Below are 20,022 nucleotides of genomic sequence, written 5' to 3' on the forward strand. Positions count from 1 at the left end.
CAATATGATGAATTATAAACACCGTAAACCCTTGCCAGGTACTTCGCTAGATTATTTTGATACCCGTGAAGCTATCGACGCAATTCAACCAGGTGCTTACGCTAAGCTTCCCTATACCTCTAGAGTGTTAGCAGAGAATCTTGTTCGACGTTGTGATCAGGAAATGCTGACCGACTCACTTAAACAATTAATTGAACGTAAACAAGACCTTGATTTTCCATGGTATCCGGCCCGGGTTGTTTGTCATGACATTCTTGGTCAAACGGCTTTAGTAGATTTAGCCGGACTTCGTGATGCAATTGCTGATGCAGGTGGAGACCCATCTAAAGTTAACCCTGTTGTCCCTACTCAGTTAATTGTTGATCACTCTCTCGCTGTTGAGCATGCTGGTTTTGATGAAGATGCTTTCGAGAAAAACCGTGCAATTGAAGACAGACGAAATGAAGACAGATTCCATTTTATCAATTGGACGAAAGACGCCTTTGAAAATATTGATGTTATTCAACCTGGTAATGGCATTATGCATCAAATTAATTTAGAGAAAATGTCACCTGTTGTTCATGCACGTGATGGCGTTGCATTTCCCGATACCTTAGTCGGTACAGACAGTCATACACCCCATGTTGATGCTTTAGGTGTTATTGCCCTAGGTGTGGGGGGCTTAGAGGCTGAAAGTGTTATGCTAGGCCGTGCTTCATATATGCGTCTACCCGACATTGTCGGTGTTGAACTTAAGGGACAGCGACAAGCGGGGATCACCGCAACAGATATTGTTTTAGCATTAACTGAGTTTTTGCGTAACGAGAAAGTGGTTTCCACTTATCTTGAGTTTTACGGAGAAGGCGCTGAAAATTTAACCTTAGGCGATCGTGCAACAATTTCTAATATGACACCTGAATTTGGTGCATCCGCAGGCATGTTTTATATTGATGATAAAACCATAGATTATCTTCGTCTTACGGGTCGTGAAGAAAGCCAAGTTAAATTAGTCGAAACATATGCTAAACAAACGGGATTATGGGCTGATACCTTAAAAGATGTTGAGTATGAACGGGTGCTTACTTTTGATTTGTCAGCCGTTGGTCGAAATATTGCGGGTCCATCAAATCCACACAGCCGAGTAGCGACTACCGACCTTGCGAAAAAAGGGATTTCAGGTGTTGTCGACAATGAAGAGGGCTTAATGCCTGATGGCGCATGTATTATTGCTGCTATTACTAGTTGTACTAATACATCAAACCCTCGTAATGTTATTGCCGCAGGATTAATTGCTCGTAACGCCAATGCCAAAGGGTTAACACGTAAACCTTGGGTGAAAACCTCGTTAGCACCTGGGTCAAAAGCGGTTCAGTTATACCTTGAAGAAGCTAAACTGTTAACCGAACTTGAACAGCTTGGTTTTGGTATTGTTGGATTTGCTTGTACTACTTGCAACGGCATGAGTGGTGCTTTAGATCCGGTAATTCAACAAGAAGTTATAGACAGAGATCTTTATGCAACCGCAGTATTGTCAGGTAACCGTAATTTTGATGGCCGTATTCACCCTTATGCAAAACAAGCGTTTATTGCTTCACCTCCTTTAGTTGTTGCTTATGCTATTGCGGGTACGATTCGTTTTGATATTGAAAAAGATAGTTTGGGTAATGACAACGATGGTAAGCCTGTTACCTTAAAAGACATATGGCCATCAGATGAAGAAATTGATGCAGTGATTGCACAAAGTGTTAAACCTGAACAATTTCGTAAAGTGTATGATCCCATGTTTGATGTGAAGGTTGATTACGGCGATGCTGAAATTAAAACTGAGCCCTTGTATAACTGGCGAGAGAAGAGTACTTACATCCGTCGCCCTCCTTATTGGGAAGGTGCGTTAGCGGGTGAACGCACGATGACAGCAATGCGTCCATTAGCAGTACTGGGTGACAATATCACTACAGATCATTTATCACCATCAAATGCAATTATGCTCGATAGTGCCGCCGGCTCTTACCTTGATAAAATGGGTTTGCCTGAAGCTGATTTTAACTCATATGCGACTCACCGTGGGGATCATTTAACTGCCCAGCGGGCTACATTTGCCAACCCTAAGTTATTTAATGAAATGGTGCAAGACAACGGTCAGGTTGTTCAAGGCTCTCTTACACGTGTTGAGCCTGAAGGTAAAGTAATGCGGATGTGGGAAGCCATTGAAACTTACATGAACCGTAAACAACCATTAATTATTATCGCAGGGGCTGATTACGGACAAGGTTCATCAAGAGACTGGGCAGCTAAGGGCGTAAGATTAGCTGGAGTTGAAGTTATCGTGGCTGAAGGTTTTGAACGCATACATCGCACTAACTTAGTTGGAATGGGCGTATTACCGCTTGAGTTTATGAAAGGAGAAACACGAAAAACATATCATATTGATGGAAGTGAGTGTTTTGATGTGATTGGATCAAGAACCCCTGGCGCTAACTTAACGGTTGTTATGACCCGAGCAAATGGTGAAGCGATTGAGATCCCCGTAAAATGCCGACTAGATACAGCTGAGGAAGTGTCTATTTATGAAGCTGGTGGTGTGTTACAGCGATTTGCCCAAGACTTTTTAGAGTCACAATCATAGGTATTAATCGTTAATACAACCTAATAAAACTAGTGCGGTTGTGTACTAGTTTTATACTTTTTAGGAGCAAAATATGAGTGAAACTCAAAATCCCAAAGCGAAAGTATTTGCACCCCAAATTAAAATACCTGCTACTTATATGCGCGGGGGAACATCAAAAGGCGTGTTTTTTAATTTATTGGACTTACCTGAACCTTGCCAAGTAGCGGGCAAGGCAAGAGATAACATGTTACTTCGTGTAATTGGTAGTCCAGATCCCTATGGTAAACAAACCGATGGGATGGGCGGCGCAACGTCCAGCACAAGTAAAACAGTTATTCTATCTAGCAGTAATCAACCTGAGCACGATGTTGATTACTTGTTTGGTCAAGTAGCGATAGACAAAGCGTTTGTCGACTGGAGTGGGAATTGTGGTAATTTAACCGCCGCTGTTGGCTCTTTTGCAATATCTTCAGGTTTAGTTGACGCTGAAAGAGTTCCTTACAATGGCATTGCCATTGTAAGGATTTGGCAAGCTAATATTAAAAAAACGATTATTGCACATGTACCAATAACGAATGGAGAAGTACAAGAAACTGGGGATTTTGAATTAGACGGTGTCACGTTTCCTGCTGCAGAGGTGGAAGTAGAATTTATAGCACCTGGAGCTGGTGGAGCTATGTTTCCAACAGGGCAGCTTGTTGATGAGTTATTAGTGCCTGATGTAGGAACATTTAACGCAACAATGATAAATGCTGGTATCCCAACCATTTTTTTAAACGCAGCAGATCTTGGTTACAATGGTACTGAATTACAAGAAGCAATAAATAATGATGACGTTGCCCTAGCAATGTTTGAAAGTATTCGTGCTTACGGCGCAGTTAAAATGGGGTTAATTGAACATGTTGATGAAGCTAAAGATCGACAACATACCCCTAAAATTGCTTTTGTTTCTGGTGCGATAGATTATAAAACCTCTAGTAATAAGCATATAAGCGCAAAAGAAATTGATTTACAAGTTAGAGCTTTATCTATGGGGAAATTACACCATGCCATGATGGGCACTGCTGCAGTTGCTATTGGTGCGGCTGCCGCGGTTCCTAATACTTTGGTGAATCTTGCCGCAGGAGGAGGAGAGAAAAAATCAGTTACTTTTGGCCACCCATCAGGTACCTTAAAAGTTAGCGCTCAAGCTAGTGAAATTGAAAAACAGTGGACAGTATTAAAAGCAGGAATGAGCCGAAGTGCTCGAGTGTTAATGGAAGGATGGGTGAGAATTCCTCAAGACGCTTTTTAGGCTGTATTTTTATTATTCTAACTTGCTATAATAAGCCTGAGCTTCACAACTCAGGCTTTTTTTATTTTCATTGCTATTAATTGGCTAATAATGCTTTAACTTGTGAGGTTAACAGGGTATGTTATGCGTTTTTGACTATGGTCATACTGTAAAACGAGCTCATTAGATGAACAAAGCTGATTTTTATCAAGAACTACAAACACAAATATCTGCCTTAATTGCAGATGAAACAGACACAATTGCTAATATGGCGAACATTAGTGCACTGTTATTTGATGCACTCACTTTAGTTAATTGGGTGGGTTTTTACCGTGTAATAGATGAGCAATTAGTTTTAGGACCGTTTCAAGGTAAGGTCGCCTGTATTCGAATCCCATTAGGGAAAGGAGTATGCGGTACAGCAGCACAAAGTGGTGAAACACAACGTATTGCTGACGTTCATCAATTTTCAGGGCATATTGCCTGTGATGCTACAAGTAATGCTGAACTTGTTGTGCCTGTAAGGGTTGCTGATAAAGTTGTTGCAGTACTCGATATTGACAGTACCAGTTTCGATCGTTTTGATGAACAAGATCAACAAGGTATTGAAGCGATTGTTAAGCACCTAGAGGCTAACATGGTATAATGAAAGAATTTGTTGTAATACATGACTTCCTTGTTTCAGAAGCCGTTGTTGGTGACTGGGATGAGCGAGAAGAAGAAGTCGCAGAAAAAGTAAACGAAATTTATCATACTTTGTATGATTTAGCAGAAGAAGACATCTCTGTTGAGGTGTTAACTCAGCTGTTAGACTTAGTATGGGAAACATGGATTGGGCAAGATGTTCTACCTGATTTAGAGTCTGATGATATTTATGATTGGTGCCGGCATGTGCTGGAAAATCGTGAACAACATCTTCAAAACGAAAATTAATTAAATAGTGTAAAGTTGTATTTATGGAAACTAAACGTATCAATAGTAAAGAAATTATCGCTTATTTGGCTGAAAAATTTCCCGCATGTTTTTCAATAGAAGGTGCGGCTAAGCCTTTAAAAATAGGTATTTTTCAAGAGTTAGCAACGGAGCTTGCTGAAGATGAAAATGTGAGTAAAACACGTTTGCGTCAAGCACTTAGACATTACACTAGTAGTTGGCGTTACTTAAAGTCTATTAAATCTGGTAGCTTTAGAGTGGATTTAGCCGGTGAAAACGCTGAGGCAATAGATGATGCACAAGCTGAATATGCACTTAAAACGCTAAAAGAGAGCCAAGAAAAATTTGGTAACAAAAAGCCAGCTGACAAAAACACTAAAAAGCCGTATAAAGGTACTAACAAGGTTACTGAGAAAGCCAATAGTACAAGCGCTGCTGATAATGAAAAGCGTAAAGCTAAGTTTAAGGCTGTTAAGTCAACAAAAAATGCAACGCCTAAAAAAGACATTAAGCCACTTAAAGCAGTTGAATCTTCTGCCATTGCCATTAGCCAGAAAGTAAGAGTTAAGCTAGGTAATTCACCTATGAACGCAACAATTACCGAAATATCAGGTAAAGATATTAGCGTACAGCTTGATTCTGGTATGGTTATCAAAACTCAGATCCAAAATATATATTCTGAATAACATGGAGTAAATGCATGCATCAATTTTGTCGTATCGCGCTAGCCGTTTCTTTATCAGTAACAAGTATTTCATTATTTGCTTTTAATGAGCCTTCTAAAGAAGAATCTCTTCCTGTTCTTGCACCAGAAAGTCAACATACAGTCGCTAGCAAACGAATAACGGCAAGGTTTACCCGCGATCATTATAAAGTTGTTAAAGTTGATGATGCTTTGTCCGAACAAATATTTGATCGTTTTATTCAGCAACTTGATTACTCAAGAAATGTTTTTTTAGCATCAGACATCAATGAGTTGGAAAAGTACCGTGATGAATTCGATACGGTAATAGCAAGAGGGAAGTTAACCGCCGCTTACGATATTTATAATTTGAACCTTACACGTAGATTACAGCGCTATGAGTATGCTTTAAGTTTATTAGAAGGTGCGGGACCTGTTGCTGAACAGTCGGATAGTGAAACAGAAAAAAGCCCATTCGACTTTACTAAAGACGAAATGTATAACTACGATCGAGAAGACGCTAATTGGCCTGAAAGTGAAGCCGAGTTAGATGAACTTTGGCGATTAAAAGTAAAATCTGATGCGTTAAATTTAACTCTAGCAGGCAAAGAATGGCCAAAAGTTAAAGAAATTTTAGGTAAACGATATAAATATGCGATTAAACGTTTAAAGCAAAGTGAAAGCGAAGACGTTTTTCAAACGCTAATGAACAGCTTTGCAAGAGTTGTTGAACCACATACCTCTTATTTATCACCTCGAAATGCTGAACGTTTCCAAATGGAAATGAATCTTTCACTTGAAGGTATTGGCGCTGTGCTTAGGGCTGAAGAAGATTACACCGTTATTCAAAGCGTAGTTGCAGGTGGGCCTGCAGATAAGTCTAAAGCGTTAAAACCGAAAGACAGAATTGTTGGTGTTTCTCAAGCAGAAAAAGACTTCGTTGATGTGATCGGTTGGCGTTTAGATGACGTAGTTGAACTGATTAAAGGACCAAAAGGTACTCAAGTTAGATTGCAAGTGTTATCGGGTGAGTCTGAAGATGCTTCAAGCATAAAAGTTGTGTCAATTGTCCGAGATACCATCATTTTAGAGGACAGGGCTGCAAAGTCTGAAGTCTATTATGAAACACCTGGTGATGAAAATAGTAAAAAACTAGGTGTTATCAATATTCCAAGTTTTTACAATAATTTATCTCGAGATGTAAAAAAAGAAATAGAAAAACTTAAAGCAGAAGACGTAGAAGGCATTATTGTTGATTTACGTGGAAATGGTGGCGGCTCTTTACCTGAAGCCACAGCATTAACTGGTTTATTTATTGATAAAGGTCCTGTTGTTCAAATTAGAGATGGCGCTAATCGTGTGCAAGTTAATAGCGATAAAGATGGCTATAGTTATTATGCGGGTCCTTTAACTGTGATGGTTGACCGTTATAGTGCGTCGGCATCTGAAATCTTCGCTGCTGCTATCCAAGATTATGGGCGCGGTGTTATTGTTGGTGAGCATACTTTTGGTAAAGGTACTGTTCAACAGCATCGTGGGTTGGGGCGAGTTTATGACTTGTATGAAAACCCGTTAGGCAGCATTCAATTTACTATTGCGAAATTCTACCGAATTAATGGTGGTAGCACTCAACATCGTGGCGTATTGCCTGATATTTCCTATCCTACAGCGATTAATCCTGAGGATTGGGGAGAAAGTAAAGAAGAGAACGCGTTGCCGTGGGATCAAATTGCGAAAGCTAAATACAATAAGTTAGGCGATTTAAGTACAGATCTTTCTTATCTAAATTCTTTACATCAAGAGCGTATTAAAACAAATAAAGAGTTTAATTATTTACTAGAAGATATTAGTGTTTATAAAGCTGAGAAAGATGACAAGTCAATCTCATTAAATATTGATATTCGAAAAGCTAAACGCGAAGAACGTAAAGTTAAACGATTAGCAAGAGCGAATGAACGCTTAGTAAGAATGGGTAAAGAAAAAATCACCTCTATTGATGATTTACCGGAAGATTTAGAAGAGTTAGATCCTTTCTTAGATGAAACTGCAAAAATCACCTTTGATTTAGTATCATTAGGTAAGGTAGCTAAAAAGTAGAGAGTTACTTTACTCTGATTAAGCCGCGATTGTTTGCGGCTTTTTTATATCTAAACTTTGATTCTATTCACTATCTGTGAATAGATATTTAATTATCTGTGACAAAATAAATGGTTAATGGATCGACCGAAAAATAAATAACTTGCACTCTGCTGAAAGTCTGGGCATTTTATTACGAGAAATAGTGTAGGAGTGATCCTCGCTAAATAATAATTAAAACTATAAAGGTTAAACTAAATAATGACAGATCAAAGTGGTGTGAGAGCACCGAGTTTAAGCGATGCATTTATTCCGCTTATCGCGTTAATTGTAATGTTAGCTACAGCTGTAACTTATTTCGGCGATAATTCCTCCTTTGGTCCTAATCAAATAGCGTTGTTATTAGCTATGGGAATAGCCATAGTCATTGGTTTAAAAAACGGTCACCAATGGGCTGATATTGAAAAAGCCATTATTAATGGTATTTCAATTTCGTTAGGGGCAATTTTAATCCTTTTAACGGTTGGTGCATTAATAGGTACATGGTTGTTGTCAGGTACCGTGCCAACAATGGTTTATTATGGTTTGCAAATAATAGATCCAAGTTGGTTTTATGCAGCTACTTGTTTAGTTTGTGGTGTGGTTGCTATGAGTATTGGTAGCTCTTGGACAACAGCAGCAACTGTCGGTGTTGCTTTTATCGGTATAGGTAATGGTTTTGATATGTCGACATCGGTAACAGCTGGGGCTGTTATTTCAGGTGCTTACTTTGGTGATAAACTTTCTCCTTTATCTGAAACTACCAATCTTGCACCAGCTGTGGCAGGAAGTGAGTTATTCGCACATATTCGTTACATGCTTTGGACGACTATTCCATCAATTTCAATAGCTCTGGTATTATTTTTAATTATTGGTATTAATCACTCATCTAGTAATACTGGAAATACTGATTCCATTGAAACTTTAACGCAAACGTTAGAGTCGACATACAATATAACTGTGTTTAACTTAATCCCTCTATTTGTTTTGTTGGCGTTAGCCTTTAAAAAAATGCCAGCATTTCCTGCTGTTGCAATAGGCGCTATGGTTGGTGCAATTTGGGCTGGAATTTTTCAACAAAATCTCATTTTAACTATGGCAGCAGAAGTTGCTCAAAGCGCTTCTTATGATAATGCACTTGCGCAAGGACTAGAAGTTCAAGCGGCTGTGGCGGCTGGAGTAACAGCTTCCGCTTTAGCGATAGAGAATGTCTTTGCTTCAAATTTAACCATTATTTGGACAGCATTTTTTAATGGTGTTGTTGTTAATACTGGTAATAGCGAAATAGATGAACTGTTAAGCCGTGGCGGTATGTCTGGAATGTTAAATACTATTTGGTTGGTAATGTGCGCATTAAGCTTTGGCGCTGTTTTAGAGCATTTAGGTATGTTGAGAAAATTTGTTGATTCTATTTTAAAAGCGGCTAAATCAACAGGGAGTCTTATTGCAAGTACAGTGGCAACTTGTATTGGTACTAACTTGATTACCGCAGATCAATATATGGCTATCGTTATGCCAGGTCGTATGTATAAAGAAGAGTATGCACGTAGGGGCTTAGATCCTGTTGTACTTAGTCGTACCTTAGAGGATTCTGGCACAATTACTTCTCCATTAATCCCTTGGAATACCTGTGGTGCATTTATGTTTGGTGCCTTGGCGCTAACGTCATACGATTATATTTTTTATTGTTTCTTTAATTTAATTAATCCTGTGTTAGCGATTATTTATGGCTTTATAGGATTTAAAATAAAAAAACTCATTCAATAGTATGAACTACCCAAATAGATAACTATTCAAAACTAGCCTGTTCAGATACATTATCTACAGGCTTTTTAAATTTTATAGCAATGACTTTTTAAAAAATACATTCTAATTAACTTTTCTTGGATTTTTCAATGACAGATTTCAAAGCACTTTACCTTGCCGATTACCTACCTCCAGATTTTACTATAGAAACCGTCGATCTTACTTTTGAGCTATCTGATGATAAAACTCTGGTAACAAGTTATTTATCAATTAAGCGTACAGGAAATGCCCAAGCAAATTTATTACTTAATGGCCAAGAATTAACACTTGTTGAATTGGCATTAAATAATAGCCCCCTAAGCACAGACAGTTACCGTGTTGATGAAAATCATTTAGAAGTTTTTACTACACAGAAGTCTTTTACCTTGACGGTTGTTACTGAAATTAATCCCATCGCTAATACTTCACTTGAAGGATTATACAAATCAGGTGATGCATTTTGTACTCAGTGTGAAGCTGAGGGTTTTAGGAATATTACCTACTACCTTGACCGTCCAGATGTGATGGCAATTTTCACATGTAAAGTAATTGCAGATAAAACCCAGTTCCCTTCATTGTTATCAAATGGCAATAAAGTTGATTCAGGTGATATGCCTAATGGGCAACACTTTGTCACTTGGCATGACCCTTTCCCAAAACCATGTTATTTATTTGCTTTAGTGGCAGGCAGTTTTGATTTACTTAGTGATAGTTATATTACTCAGTCTGGTAAAGAGGTTTCGTTAGAAATTTATGTTGATAAAGGTAACTTAGCAAAAGCAACACATGCTATGGCCTCACTCAAGCGCGCTATGCGTTGGGATGAAGAAACCTTTAATCTCGAATATGATCTTGATATTTATATGATTGTAGCCGTTGATTTTTTCAATATGGGGGCAATGGAAAACAAAGGACTTAATGTATTTAATAGTAAATTTGTATTAGCGGATGAACAAAGTGCGACTGACACCGACTATTTTAATATTGAAGCGGTCATTGGCCACGAATATTTTCATAACTGGACAGGTAACCGAGTGACTTGCAGAGATTGGTTTCAGCTGAGCTTAAAAGAAGGACTTACTGTTTTTCGTGATCAACAATTCAGTGCCGATATGCATAGTAAAACCGTGACTAGAATAAAAAATGTTCGTCATTTAAGAGCATTACAATTTGCTGAAGATGCTGGTCCTATGTCGCATCCAATTCGACCTGAAAAAGTGATAGAAATGAATAATTTTTATACTTTAACTGTGTACGAAAAGGGGGCTGAAGTCATTCGCATGCTACATACTTTATTAGGCCAAAAAGGGTTTAATAATGGTATGGCTTTATACTTTGAACGCTTTGATGGCCAAGCCGTTACTTGTGATGATTTTATCGATGCTATGGCCGATGCAAGCCATGTTGATCTAACACAATTTAAACAATGGTATAGCCAATCGGGCACACCTTTGCTAACTGTATCTCAATCGTACAACATTGAGAGTAAAGAGTTTTCCCTAACTGTTAAACAAAATAATGAAGGAGAGAATAGTGACTCGATAAAGCCGCCACTTCACCTCCCGATTAATATTGAATTGATTAAATGTGAACAAAATACGAATGAAAGTTTATTATTAGAGCTGTGTGAACACGAAAAAACATGGTATTTTCAAGAGCTTGAACAAGCGCCTGTGGTTGCTTTTTTAGCTAATTTTTCTGCACCGGTTAACGTTGAGTATACTCAGTCTGATGATGAGTTAATGATTGTTATGGAAAAAGCGCATGATGGCTTTAGTCGTTGGGAAGCAGGGCAAAAACTCATACTCAATTACCTTAAAAAGCTCACGCTCGATATTAACACTCAATTACCTCAATCACTTATTGATATCTTTAAAAAGCTTTTATTGACTGCTAGTAATCAAAATGAAGTGATTGATAGTGCTTTTTTAGCCGAGCAGTTAGTACTTCCTTCTTTTGATGAAGTCGCTACTAATATTAATGAAGTAGATCCCGATGTGTTATTGGCTGCTATTGCTAAATTTAAATTATTTTTAGCTCAAAGCTTAGAAGACGAATTTGCCGAATGTTATCACTACTGTTTAGCTCAACAAGTTGTTCAGCAAGATAGCCAAGTTGCTTTAAGAGCTTTACAAAATATTTGCTTATCTTATTTGTCACTGCTGCCTAAATATACCGCTTTAGTTGAGCAGCAATATAAACAAGCTACTAATATGACCGATAGTTTAGCCGCTTTACAATGTTCAGCGACAAATAATTTAAGTTGCTTTGAAGTTCAGATGAAGTCGTTTGAAGAAAAGTGGCGTGATACAACACTTGTTATGGATAAATGGTTCTCGCTTAATGCCAGTTTTGTAAGTGACGATATTTTTGAGCGACTAACTTCTTTATTACAACATTCTTTATTTAGTTTACATAACCCTAATAGAGCGCGTTCACTTATTGGGGCCTTTGCTGCTTTTAATCCGAAGTATTTTCATTGTATTTCCGGAAAAGGGTATAAATTTCTTGCTGAGCAAATAACCTTGTTAAATACGATTAACCCGCAAGTCGCTTCTCGTTTAATTACGCCGCTTATTCAGTTTAAAGAGTTTGACAAAAAGCGTCAAAAAATGATGAGGGCAGAGCTTATCTCATTGCAAAGCATTGATAATTTATCAAAAGACTTACGCGAAAAAATTGAAGCAGCATTAGCTTAATGATGATGTTATTTTTTTACTTTATTTTGTTAATTCGAACACAACGATGTTTATAATTGGTCAAATTGATTGTGAAATATTATTTTTTTATAAAGATGTCTACTGCTGAATATTTGCCTTATTACCAAGGGCAGTTACATTCGATTGTGGCCACTTCTACTACGGGGTTAAAAGTTCAATTTCCTGCAATGCATTTAAGAAAATACCTAACATCAAGCGGTATAGATGGCTTTTTTTGTATGGAAACTGAAAATAATAAATTTTTATCTTTAACACAATTGTCATCTTAGAGTAATTGCTTTAAACAGTGGTCAGACCAATGGTTTTGGTTTGTGGTCTGTCCACATCCCTGATTAGGGCGAAGTAATGTGATATTTCGTCTTTGGTTTAAAACGCTTGTTTTAAACGGGGATTTGGTAAAGCATATTTGTTGTTTTCTAGTCATCAAAATACCTTGTCTTAACAATTGGTATTTAGTCTTGCTACCTAGTTAAAATGATGCAATTATTGTTTTATCCACTTAGTGGGAATAAAAAAAATAAATTAAAATATGCTCATAAAAAATACAATATTTTGTTTGAATCTGGGGAGAGAAAGAAATGAAACGTAGCCCTCGCGATAAGTTTTATAAAAAGCCATTAGCGGTCAGTATTACTGCTGCAATTATGGCGTTAACGTCGAGTAATGTACTAGCAAAGAATTTTGATGTTGGTAATTTTGAAATTAGTTTTGATTCCACATTTTCTGTGGGATCAAGTTGGCGAGTAGAAAATCGCGATTGGGATATGGTTGGTAAGTCAAATAATCTTAATAATGGTTTTGACTTTAGCCAATATAATGCGGCATTAAATCCAAATCCAATTAACACCACTATATGGCAGGGTGCTGGCGTATATTCAAACAATGGTGATAATGGTAATTTAAATTTTGATGCTGGGGAGAGCTTTTCACAAATCTTCAAAGGTACTCATGAATTAGATATTCACTATGATGGTGTCGGTATTTTCTTACGTGGTATGTACTATTACGATTACGCAATGATGAATGGTGATAGAGATTGGACAAATCCTGTTTCTGGCCAAATTAATGATCCGTGTGATAACAAAGACGCCAAAGAGCAAGTTTGTCAAGATATTAGACTACTTGATGCTTTTGTGTATGGCGATTTCGACTTAGGAGATATGCCACTTTCCGTTCGTGTTGGTAACCAGATTATCAGTTGGGGTGAAAGTACATTAATTTCTCACGGTATTAGTGAACTCAATCCTGTTGATGTTGCTCGATTGAAAGCCCCTGGTTCTGAATTAAAAGAAGCCTTTATTCCATTTGGCGCTGTTTGGGCATCATTAGGTGTTTCTGATAACTTTAACGTCGAAGCCTTTTATCAATACAGTTGGGAAAAAACGTTATTACCACCACCGGGTAGTTACTATTCAACTAACGACTTTGCTGGCGACGGCGGTTCTAATAACTTAGTGCAATTAGGTTTTGCAGGTAACCCTGATTTAGATATTACCACTGTACTTGCTGGATTAAATCAGATTGGAGATTTAGCAAGAGCAGGTAGTCCTCTTGCAGCTCAAGCGTATTTAGCTTACCCAACAAAAGTAACTTTACGTGCACCGGGTTCACAGGCGGCTATTGAACCTGAAGATGGCGGTCAATATGGTTTACGTCTTTCATGGTATATGCCAGAGCTTAATGATACCGAGTTAAGCCTTTACTACATGAATTATCATAGTCGTCGTCCAATTTTTGCCGGGCAAACAGCAAACTTCACCCCTGAAAGTTTAGGTAGTGATATTGCTTATCTTGCGTCTAACTCTAATGTTACAGAACAAGATATTTATGATAATTTAAGCTCTTTTTCACAAGTTAAATTGCAATACCCTGAAGATATAAAATTATATGGTTTAAGTTTTAACACAACAGTAGGCACAACCGCTGTTGCTGGTGAAATTAGTTACCGTCAAGACGAACCATTCCAAATTGATGATGTTGAGTTATTGTTCGCAGCAATGCCGCAACAATTAGCTAATAGTGTACCGGGTTATGAATTTTTTGAAGGTATTTCTCAGGTAAATGATGAAAATGGTATGCCATTTGGTCCAGCCTCAACCGCAGATGGTTTTGTCTTATCAGATTCAATTCAAGCTCAAATGACATTAACACATTTATGGGGACCTAGTTTTGGTGCCGCTCAATTTGTAACCGTTCTAGAAGTAGGCGGGATTGATATTAGTGATATGCCTGATCAAGACGAATTACGTTTAAACGGTCCTGGTACAGATAGAAGTGGCGGTATCGCTTCAGCCCCTGGGTTGAACGCGATTGTTCAAGACGGTGTTGAAACTAACCCATTCCCAACAGACTTTGCTTGGGGCTATCGCCTTGTTGGTAAGTTAGAATATGCTAACGTATTTTCAGGGATAAATATTAACCCCAAAGTTGTGTTTTCTCATGATGTTAAGGGTATAACGCCTGATCCACTATTTTTATTTGTTGAAGATCGTAAATCGGTTGCTTTAGGAGTAAATTTCGATTATCAAAGCCGCTGGACTGCTGACTTCACTTATAACGCTTTCTTTGATGGTGTAGGCACAACAAATCGCATTTCTGACCGTGATTTTGTTTCTTTTAGTATTTCATATTCTATCTAGGGCATAAACTATGAAAAATATTACATTATTATCGCTGGCGGTTACGCTAGCACTATCGGCAAGTGGCAGTGCCTTTGCTAAAATTACTTCAGCTGAAGCCGCAAAATTAGATACTGAGCTTACGCCTATGGGCGGAGAGCGAGCAGGTAATGCTGATGGCTCAATTCCTAAATGGACGGGGGGGATTACTAAAGCACCAGCAGGTTATACTGTTGGCGATCATCATCCTGATCCTTATTCTGCGGATAAAGTAAAATATAAAATTACTTCGAAAAATGTTGCAGACTATAGAAGTGTTTTAACACCTGGACAAATTAAACTGTTTGAAACATACCCTGATACTTACAGTATGAATGTTTATCAATCACGTCGTTCTGCTTCATACCCTGATTACGTTTATGAATCGGTTAAAACTAATGCTACTCGTTCAGAGTTAGTGGAAGGTGGTAATGGTATTAAACAAGCGGCAATTGGTATTCCATTCCCTGTACCTCAAACTGGTTTAGAAGCTATTTGGAACCATATTTTACGTTTTCGTGGTGAAGCTGTTGTTCGTCAAGGCGGACAAGCAGCACCAACGTCAGGTGGTGATTATACTTTTATCGGTTTTGATGACCAACTTATGTTGCCATATAGCGTCAAGGGTACAGCAGCAGAAACGCTAGAAGAATCAAACATTTTGTTTAAATTTAAACAAAAAGTTACTGAGCCTGCTCGTTTATCTGGAACGGCTTTATTAGTTCATGAAACAATGGATCAAATTAAAACACCTCGTCAAGCTTGGACGTACAATACAGGTCAACGTCGTGTTCGTCGTGCTCCAAATGTTGCATATGATGCACCAGGTACTGGTTCAGATGGGTTAAGGTTAACTGACGATTTCGATATGTATAATGGCGCGCCAGATCGTTATACGTGGACGTTAAAAGGCAAAAAAGAGCTATTAATTCCTTATAACGATTATAAGTTACACAGTGATAAAGTAAAATATAGTGATATCTTACACGAAGGCCATATAAATCCTGAGTTAGTCCGTTATGAAAAGCACCGTGTTTGGGTAGTTGAAGCCAACTTAAAAGAAGGCACTCGACATACATATAAAAAGCGTGTGTTTTATATAGATGAAGATAGTTGGCAAGTTGCTGTTACTGATATCTATGATAATCGTGATGAACTGTATCGTGTTGGTGTAGCTCATGGTATTAATTACTATGAAGTTCCTACACAATGGTCTACGCTTGAAGTATTCCATGATTTACAATCACGTCGCTATATTGCTATGGGTCTAGATAACGAAGCGAAAATGTATGATTTTTCAGTTGAGTTAGATGACAAAGACTTTACTCCTTCAGCGTTAAGACGTGAAGGACGTAGATAATCTTAAGTGAATAGACCAACGGCTGGCTTATGTCAGCCGTTTTTGTGTAGGCGTATTTATTTCTATATCATGAATGGGTTATTTTTAACTTTGTTCGCTAACGTATTATTTGTATTATATTTAAATTATCAATAAAAGAGTGTGCTCATCTATGCAGCCAATAATATCCATCTTTCTCTTGCTGTTTGTCAGTTTTACAATATCTGCCAATACCGAACCTTCTCCTGCGCTAAAAGCGCCTTTGGCTTCTAAATCCTTACTGTTAGACATCACTCTTGTTAATAATAAAACATTAGTTGCTGTGGGTGAGCGTGGCCATATTTTAACGTCTAACGATGCAATTAACTGGCAACAAGCAAACGTACCCGTTCAATCTACTTTGACGGGTGTTTATTTTTACAATGAATTGTTAGGTTGGGCTGTAGGCCATGATGCTAGCATTTTGCATACGAAAGATGGCGGTAAAAATTGGCTTGTTCAGCAATACCTTCCTTCTTTACAAAAACCTTTATTCGATATTTTATTTAAAGATGAAAAAAATGGTATAGCTATTGGTGCATACGGACAGTTTTTTAGAACTACAGACGGTGGTGAAAATTGGGTATTTGAGTTTAATGAAGATTTTTTATTGCCCGAAGATGCTGAATATTTAAATGAATTAAAGTTAGAGGATGAAGAGGCTTATTTAGACGAACAAGCCAGTATATTACCGCACTTTAACCGTCTTTTTCGTGATGGTCGCACTTTGTATTTAGTGGGCGAAATCGGCTTAATTGCTAAAAGTAATGATTTTGGCAAAAGCTGGGAAAAATTTGATGAGATTTACCATGGCTCTTTCTTTGATGTAACTCGAACCCAACATGGTAACTTGTTGGTTTCTGGCTTACGTGGAAATGTTTTTAGAAGTTTAAAAAATGGTATCTCATGGCAACATATTGAAACAGGAACAACCAGTTCAATTAATAGCATTGTATTAGGTGATAATGGTTACATTTATTTACTTGGGAATAATGGAACATTTTTGATCAGTAAGGATGATGGTAATACGTTTATTTCTCGTACTCAAGACGATGGTAAACCACTAATTAATGGTGTTTGGTTTAATGGTAAGATTATTGCTGTCTCGGATGTCGGTATTAAAACTGTAACCACCTTAGTATCCACTATAACTTCGGGATTGAATAAATAAAATGAGTATTGATTCTTTGATAAACCGTTTAGAAGTTGGCATTTTCCGCCATCGTTTTTTAGTGCTTGCATTTTTTGTTATTGTTAGTGGCTTTCTACTTTTTCAAGCAACCCAAATTAAACTCGATGCTTCTTTCACTAAAAATATACCTTTAAACCACAGCTATATGAAAACCTATTTAAAACATCAAAAAAACTTTGGTGGAGCAAATAGTATCCTCATTTCTGTATGTTATGACGAAGGCGATATTTTTAATGAAACATTTTTTAATGCACTTAAAGGTGTGCATGATAAATTGTTTTTTATTCCAGGCGTAGATCGGATACAAGTAAAGTCATTATTTTCACCTAGTACGCGTTTTGTAGAAGTTGTGGAAGATGGTTTTGCTGGTGGGCCTGTAATTCCTGCTAATTTCAAGCCCGATGCCAGAGGCTTAGCTATTGTAAAAGGGAATATTGAAAAAGCAGGAATCGTTGGCAGCATTGTCGCTGATGATTATAGTTGTGCGATGGTAAAAGCTTCATTAATGGAAATCGATCCTCAAACAGGAGAAAAGCTTAATACAATAGAATTTGCACAAAAATTAGAGAATCAAATTCGTCAAGAGTTTGAAAAAGACAACATCAGTATTCACATCATTGGTTTTGCAAAAATGGTGGGAGACGTTGCACAAGGTGCAAAAGGTGTTATTGCTTTCTTTGGTATCGCCATCGCGATCACTGCCATTATGGTTTACTTCTTTTGTAAGTCGATTAGTTTAACTTTATTACCAATAATGTGTTCTCTTGTTGCGGTTATTTGGCAAATGGGAATGTTGTCAACATTAGGCTTTGGGTTAGATCCAATGTCGATTCTTATCCCGTTTTTGGTCTTTGCTATTGGTGTTAGCCATGGCGTGCAAATGATTAACTCTGTAGTTAAACAAGTAGCAACAGGGCAAAGCAGTATAAAGGCAGCACAGCATAGCTTTAGAGTTTTATTAATTCCTGGCGGTATTGCTTTGTTGTCAGATACGGTAGGCTTTTTAACCTTGCTTTCTATTGATATTGGTATTATTCGAGAGTTAGCTATTACGGCTTCATTAGGCGTAGCCATGATTATTTTAACTAATTTAATCTTGCTTCCTTTATTAGTGTCTTATTTACGTATTTCGGATAGTCAGACTAACAAACAGGTTAATCATCATTCAGATAATAACTCTCCCGCTATTTGGTCATTTATGGCGAAATTTGCTACCAAAGGGCCTGCATCTTTTGTTTTAATAGTAACGGTAGTGCTATATGTTTTAAGCTTTATGCATGCTCAAAATATGAAAATTGGTGAGTTACATGCTGGTGCTCCTGCACTTCATGAGACGTCCCGCTATAACCAAGATACTTTCTTAATTACCGATAAATACGCTATTAGCGTTGATTACATGTCTGTTATTGTTGAGACAGAAGCTGACGCCTGTACTTATCACGAAAACCTAGCTGTTATTGATCAATTTCAATGGCAAATGGAAAACGTTAAAGGTGTGCAGTCTGCTGTGAGTTTGGCATCAATATCTAAAATTGTTAATGCAGGTTATAACGAAGGAAACCCTAAATGGCGTGTTCTTTCTCGTAATCAACAAACTTTGGTGCAATCGATAGCTCGTGTACCTACATCAAGTGGCTTACTTAATAGAGACTGTAGTGTAATGCCTGTGATTCTTTTCCTTGAAGATCATAAAGCAGAAACTATTAATCGAGTGATTGATAATGTTAAGAAGGTGTCAAATGAACTAGGTAGCGATAAAGTTCAATTTAAATTAGCTTCTGGTCCTGTTGGTGTTATGGCTGCAACCAATGAAGCCGTTGAAGCTGCGCAATTACCTATGATGCTATATGTTTATGGCGCGGTCATCTTGTTATGTTTAATCAGCTTTAAAAGCGTTAGAGCGACCATTGTCGTTGTTTTACCACTCTATGTTGTTTCTACGTTGGCACAATCATTAATGACAGCTTTAGATATTGGTTTAACCGTTTCTACTTTACCTGTAATAGCGTTAGGGGTAGGTATTGGTGTTGATTACGGTATCTATATTCTTTCAACGATGAGCCTACAACTTCGAAATGGTGTGGGTGTTGAAAAAGCTTATTTAGCAGCATTAAAAGAGCGGGGTAGTGCAGTACTTATTACAGGTATAACACTAGCAATTGGAGTGTCTACTTGGTTCTTATCAGCGCTTAAATTTCAAGTAGATATGGGCGTATTACTTACCTTTATGTTTTTAGTTAACATGTTAGCTGCGGTCATTGTTTTACCAGCTTTGGCTGCCTTCTTATGGCCAGAGAAAAAACAGAAACAGTAAAAAACTAGCCTGCTTTAGATAATAGAATTTAATACAAACTGGTATGACCGCCAGTTTGTATTAAAATTTCATTATGACTTTTCCCGTGAGTAATTTGTTCTCATATACTCAGACTCTAGCTAATTGCTTATCATGTCTATTAAAAATCAATAAATTACTGCTCAACAAATTCTTCTTTTCTTAGTTTATTAAAGCCTATGAGGGCTAGTTTTTGTAATAAAAGCAGACTTTTAGTTGATAATCATTGGTTTTGTTTCTTGATATGTAATTTTTTTATCAAATTTAAGAAAATAAAAAAAATTACGCTATGCTTTTTACTGCATAAATAACCAATAATTTGCATTAAAGAGCACGTTATATTTAGTTACGATGAATAACTAATTACC

The 20,022-nt window shown here is 37.5% G+C and carries 13 protein-coding genes; all 13 read left to right on the plus strand.

Features of this window, described 5'->3' with window-relative positions; translation table 11 throughout:
- Positions 1-7 precede the first annotated feature (7 nt).
- The 13 genes from acnD to AC27G3_RS11005 all read left to right on the plus strand — a co-directional run bounded on the left by acnD (position 8) and on the right by AC27G3_RS11005 (position 19,636).
- Entirely contained in the window at positions 8-2,605 is a 2,598-nt protein-coding gene (gene acnD / locus AC27G3_RS10945) for a Fe/S-dependent 2-methylisocitrate dehydratase AcnD (RefSeq protein ID WP_487121495.1), read from the plus strand.
- 73 nt (positions 2,606-2,678) lie between these two features.
- On the plus strand, positions 2,679-3,881 hold the full coding sequence (gene prpF / locus AC27G3_RS10950; RefSeq protein ID WP_487121497.1) for a 2-methylaconitate cis-trans isomerase PrpF: 1,203 nt from the start codon (positions 2,679-2,681) through the stop codon (positions 3,879-3,881).
- 166 nt (positions 3,882-4,047) lie between these two features.
- Positions 4,048-4,506 carry a GAF domain-containing protein gene (locus AC27G3_RS10955; RefSeq protein ID WP_487121499.1) on the plus strand — a complete coding sequence of 153 codons (459 nt, stop codon included), beginning with the start codon at positions 4,048-4,050 and terminating at the stop codon, positions 4,504-4,506.
- Complete coding sequence (locus AC27G3_RS10960; RefSeq protein ID WP_487121501.1) at positions 4,506-4,793, plus strand: hypothetical protein; 288 nt, start codon at positions 4,506-4,508, stop codon at positions 4,791-4,793. Before AC27G3_RS10955 ends, AC27G3_RS10960 begins: the two co-directional genes overlap by 1 nt.
- A 23-nt stretch (positions 4,794-4,816) precedes the next feature.
- The gene (gene proQ / locus AC27G3_RS10965) at positions 4,817-5,479 is read left to right on the plus strand and encodes an RNA chaperone ProQ (RefSeq protein WP_487121503.1); all 663 of its coding nucleotides are present in this window, start codon (positions 4,817-4,819) and stop codon (positions 5,477-5,479) included.
- A 14-nt stretch (positions 5,480-5,493) separates the two neighbouring features.
- Positions 5,494-7,572, plus strand: coding sequence for a carboxy terminal-processing peptidase (gene prc, locus AC27G3_RS10970; RefSeq protein WP_487121505.1), 2,079 nt, complete (start codon positions 5,494-5,496; stop codon positions 7,570-7,572).
- A gap of 240 nt (positions 7,573-7,812) precedes the next feature.
- A complete protein-coding gene (locus AC27G3_RS10975) occupies positions 7,813-9,357 on the plus strand; it encodes a Na+/H+ antiporter NhaC family protein (protein ID WP_487121507.1) in 1,545 nt (514 codons plus the stop codon).
- A 128-nt stretch (positions 9,358-9,485) separates the two neighbouring features.
- The gene (pepN, locus tag AC27G3_RS10980; protein WP_487121509.1) at positions 9,486-12,074 is read left to right on the plus strand and encodes an aminopeptidase N; all 2,589 of its coding nucleotides are present in this window, start codon (positions 9,486-9,488) and stop codon (positions 12,072-12,074) included.
- Positions 12,075-12,145: 71 nt separating this feature from the next.
- A complete protein-coding gene (locus AC27G3_RS10985) occupies positions 12,146-12,364 on the plus strand; it encodes a DUF2835 family protein (RefSeq protein ID WP_487121511.1) in 219 nt (72 codons plus the stop codon).
- Between the two features lie 309 nt (positions 12,365-12,673).
- Positions 12,674-14,734: a DUF1302 domain-containing protein gene (locus tag AC27G3_RS10990; protein ID WP_487121513.1), complete on the plus strand. Its 2,061-nt coding sequence runs from the start codon at positions 12,674-12,676 to the stop codon at positions 14,732-14,734.
- Positions 14,735-14,744: 10 nt separating this feature from the next.
- Positions 14,745-16,112 (plus strand): DUF1329 domain-containing protein, encoded by a 1,368-nt coding sequence (locus AC27G3_RS10995; protein ID WP_487121515.1) that lies wholly within the window; start codon positions 14,745-14,747, stop codon positions 16,110-16,112.
- Positions 16,113-16,263: 151 nt separating this feature from the next.
- Positions 16,264-17,301, plus strand: coding sequence for a WD40/YVTN/BNR-like repeat-containing protein (locus AC27G3_RS11000; RefSeq protein ID WP_487121517.1), 1,038 nt, complete (start codon positions 16,264-16,266; stop codon positions 17,299-17,301).
- A gap of 1 nt (position 17,302) precedes the next feature.
- Positions 17,303-19,636, plus strand: coding sequence for an efflux RND transporter permease subunit (locus AC27G3_RS11005; protein WP_487121519.1), 2,334 nt, complete (start codon positions 17,303-17,305; stop codon positions 19,634-19,636).
- The last annotated feature ends 386 nt before the right edge of the window (positions 19,637-20,022 follow it).

It is taken from the genome of Colwellia sp. SU-HH01217, from assembly GCF_057543495.1.

Bases quoted from the DNA above. Each gene is read 5' to 3' on its own strand.
- acnD (WP_487121495.1), top strand. From the start codon at position 8: ATGAATTATAAACACCGTAAACCCTTGCCAGGTACTTCGCTAGATTAT.
- prpF (WP_487121497.1), top strand. From the start codon at position 2,679: ATGAGTGAAACTCAAAATCCCAAAGCGAAAGTATTTGCACCCCAAATT.
- AC27G3_RS10955 (WP_487121499.1), top strand. From the start codon at position 4,048: ATGAACAAAGCTGATTTTTATCAAGAACTACAAACACAAATATCTGCC.
- AC27G3_RS10960 (WP_487121501.1), top strand. From the start codon at position 4,506: ATGAAAGAATTTGTTGTAATACATGACTTCCTTGTTTCAGAAGCCGTT.
- proQ (WP_487121503.1), top strand. From the start codon at position 4,817: ATGGAAACTAAACGTATCAATAGTAAAGAAATTATCGCTTATTTGGCT.
- prc (WP_487121505.1), top strand. From the start codon at position 5,494: ATGCATCAATTTTGTCGTATCGCGCTAGCCGTTTCTTTATCAGTAACA.
- AC27G3_RS10975 (WP_487121507.1), top strand. From the start codon at position 7,813: ATGACAGATCAAAGTGGTGTGAGAGCACCGAGTTTAAGCGATGCATTT.
- pepN (WP_487121509.1), top strand. From the start codon at position 9,486: ATGACAGATTTCAAAGCACTTTACCTTGCCGATTACCTACCTCCAGAT.
- AC27G3_RS10990 (WP_487121513.1), top strand. From the start codon at position 12,674: ATGAAACGTAGCCCTCGCGATAAGTTTTATAAAAAGCCATTAGCGGTC.
- AC27G3_RS10995 (WP_487121515.1), top strand. From the start codon at position 14,745: ATGAAAAATATTACATTATTATCGCTGGCGGTTACGCTAGCACTATCG.
- AC27G3_RS11000 (WP_487121517.1), top strand. From the start codon at position 16,264: ATGCAGCCAATAATATCCATCTTTCTCTTGCTGTTTGTCAGTTTTACA.
- AC27G3_RS11005 (WP_487121519.1), top strand. From the start codon at position 17,303: ATGAGTATTGATTCTTTGATAAACCGTTTAGAAGTTGGCATTTTCCGC.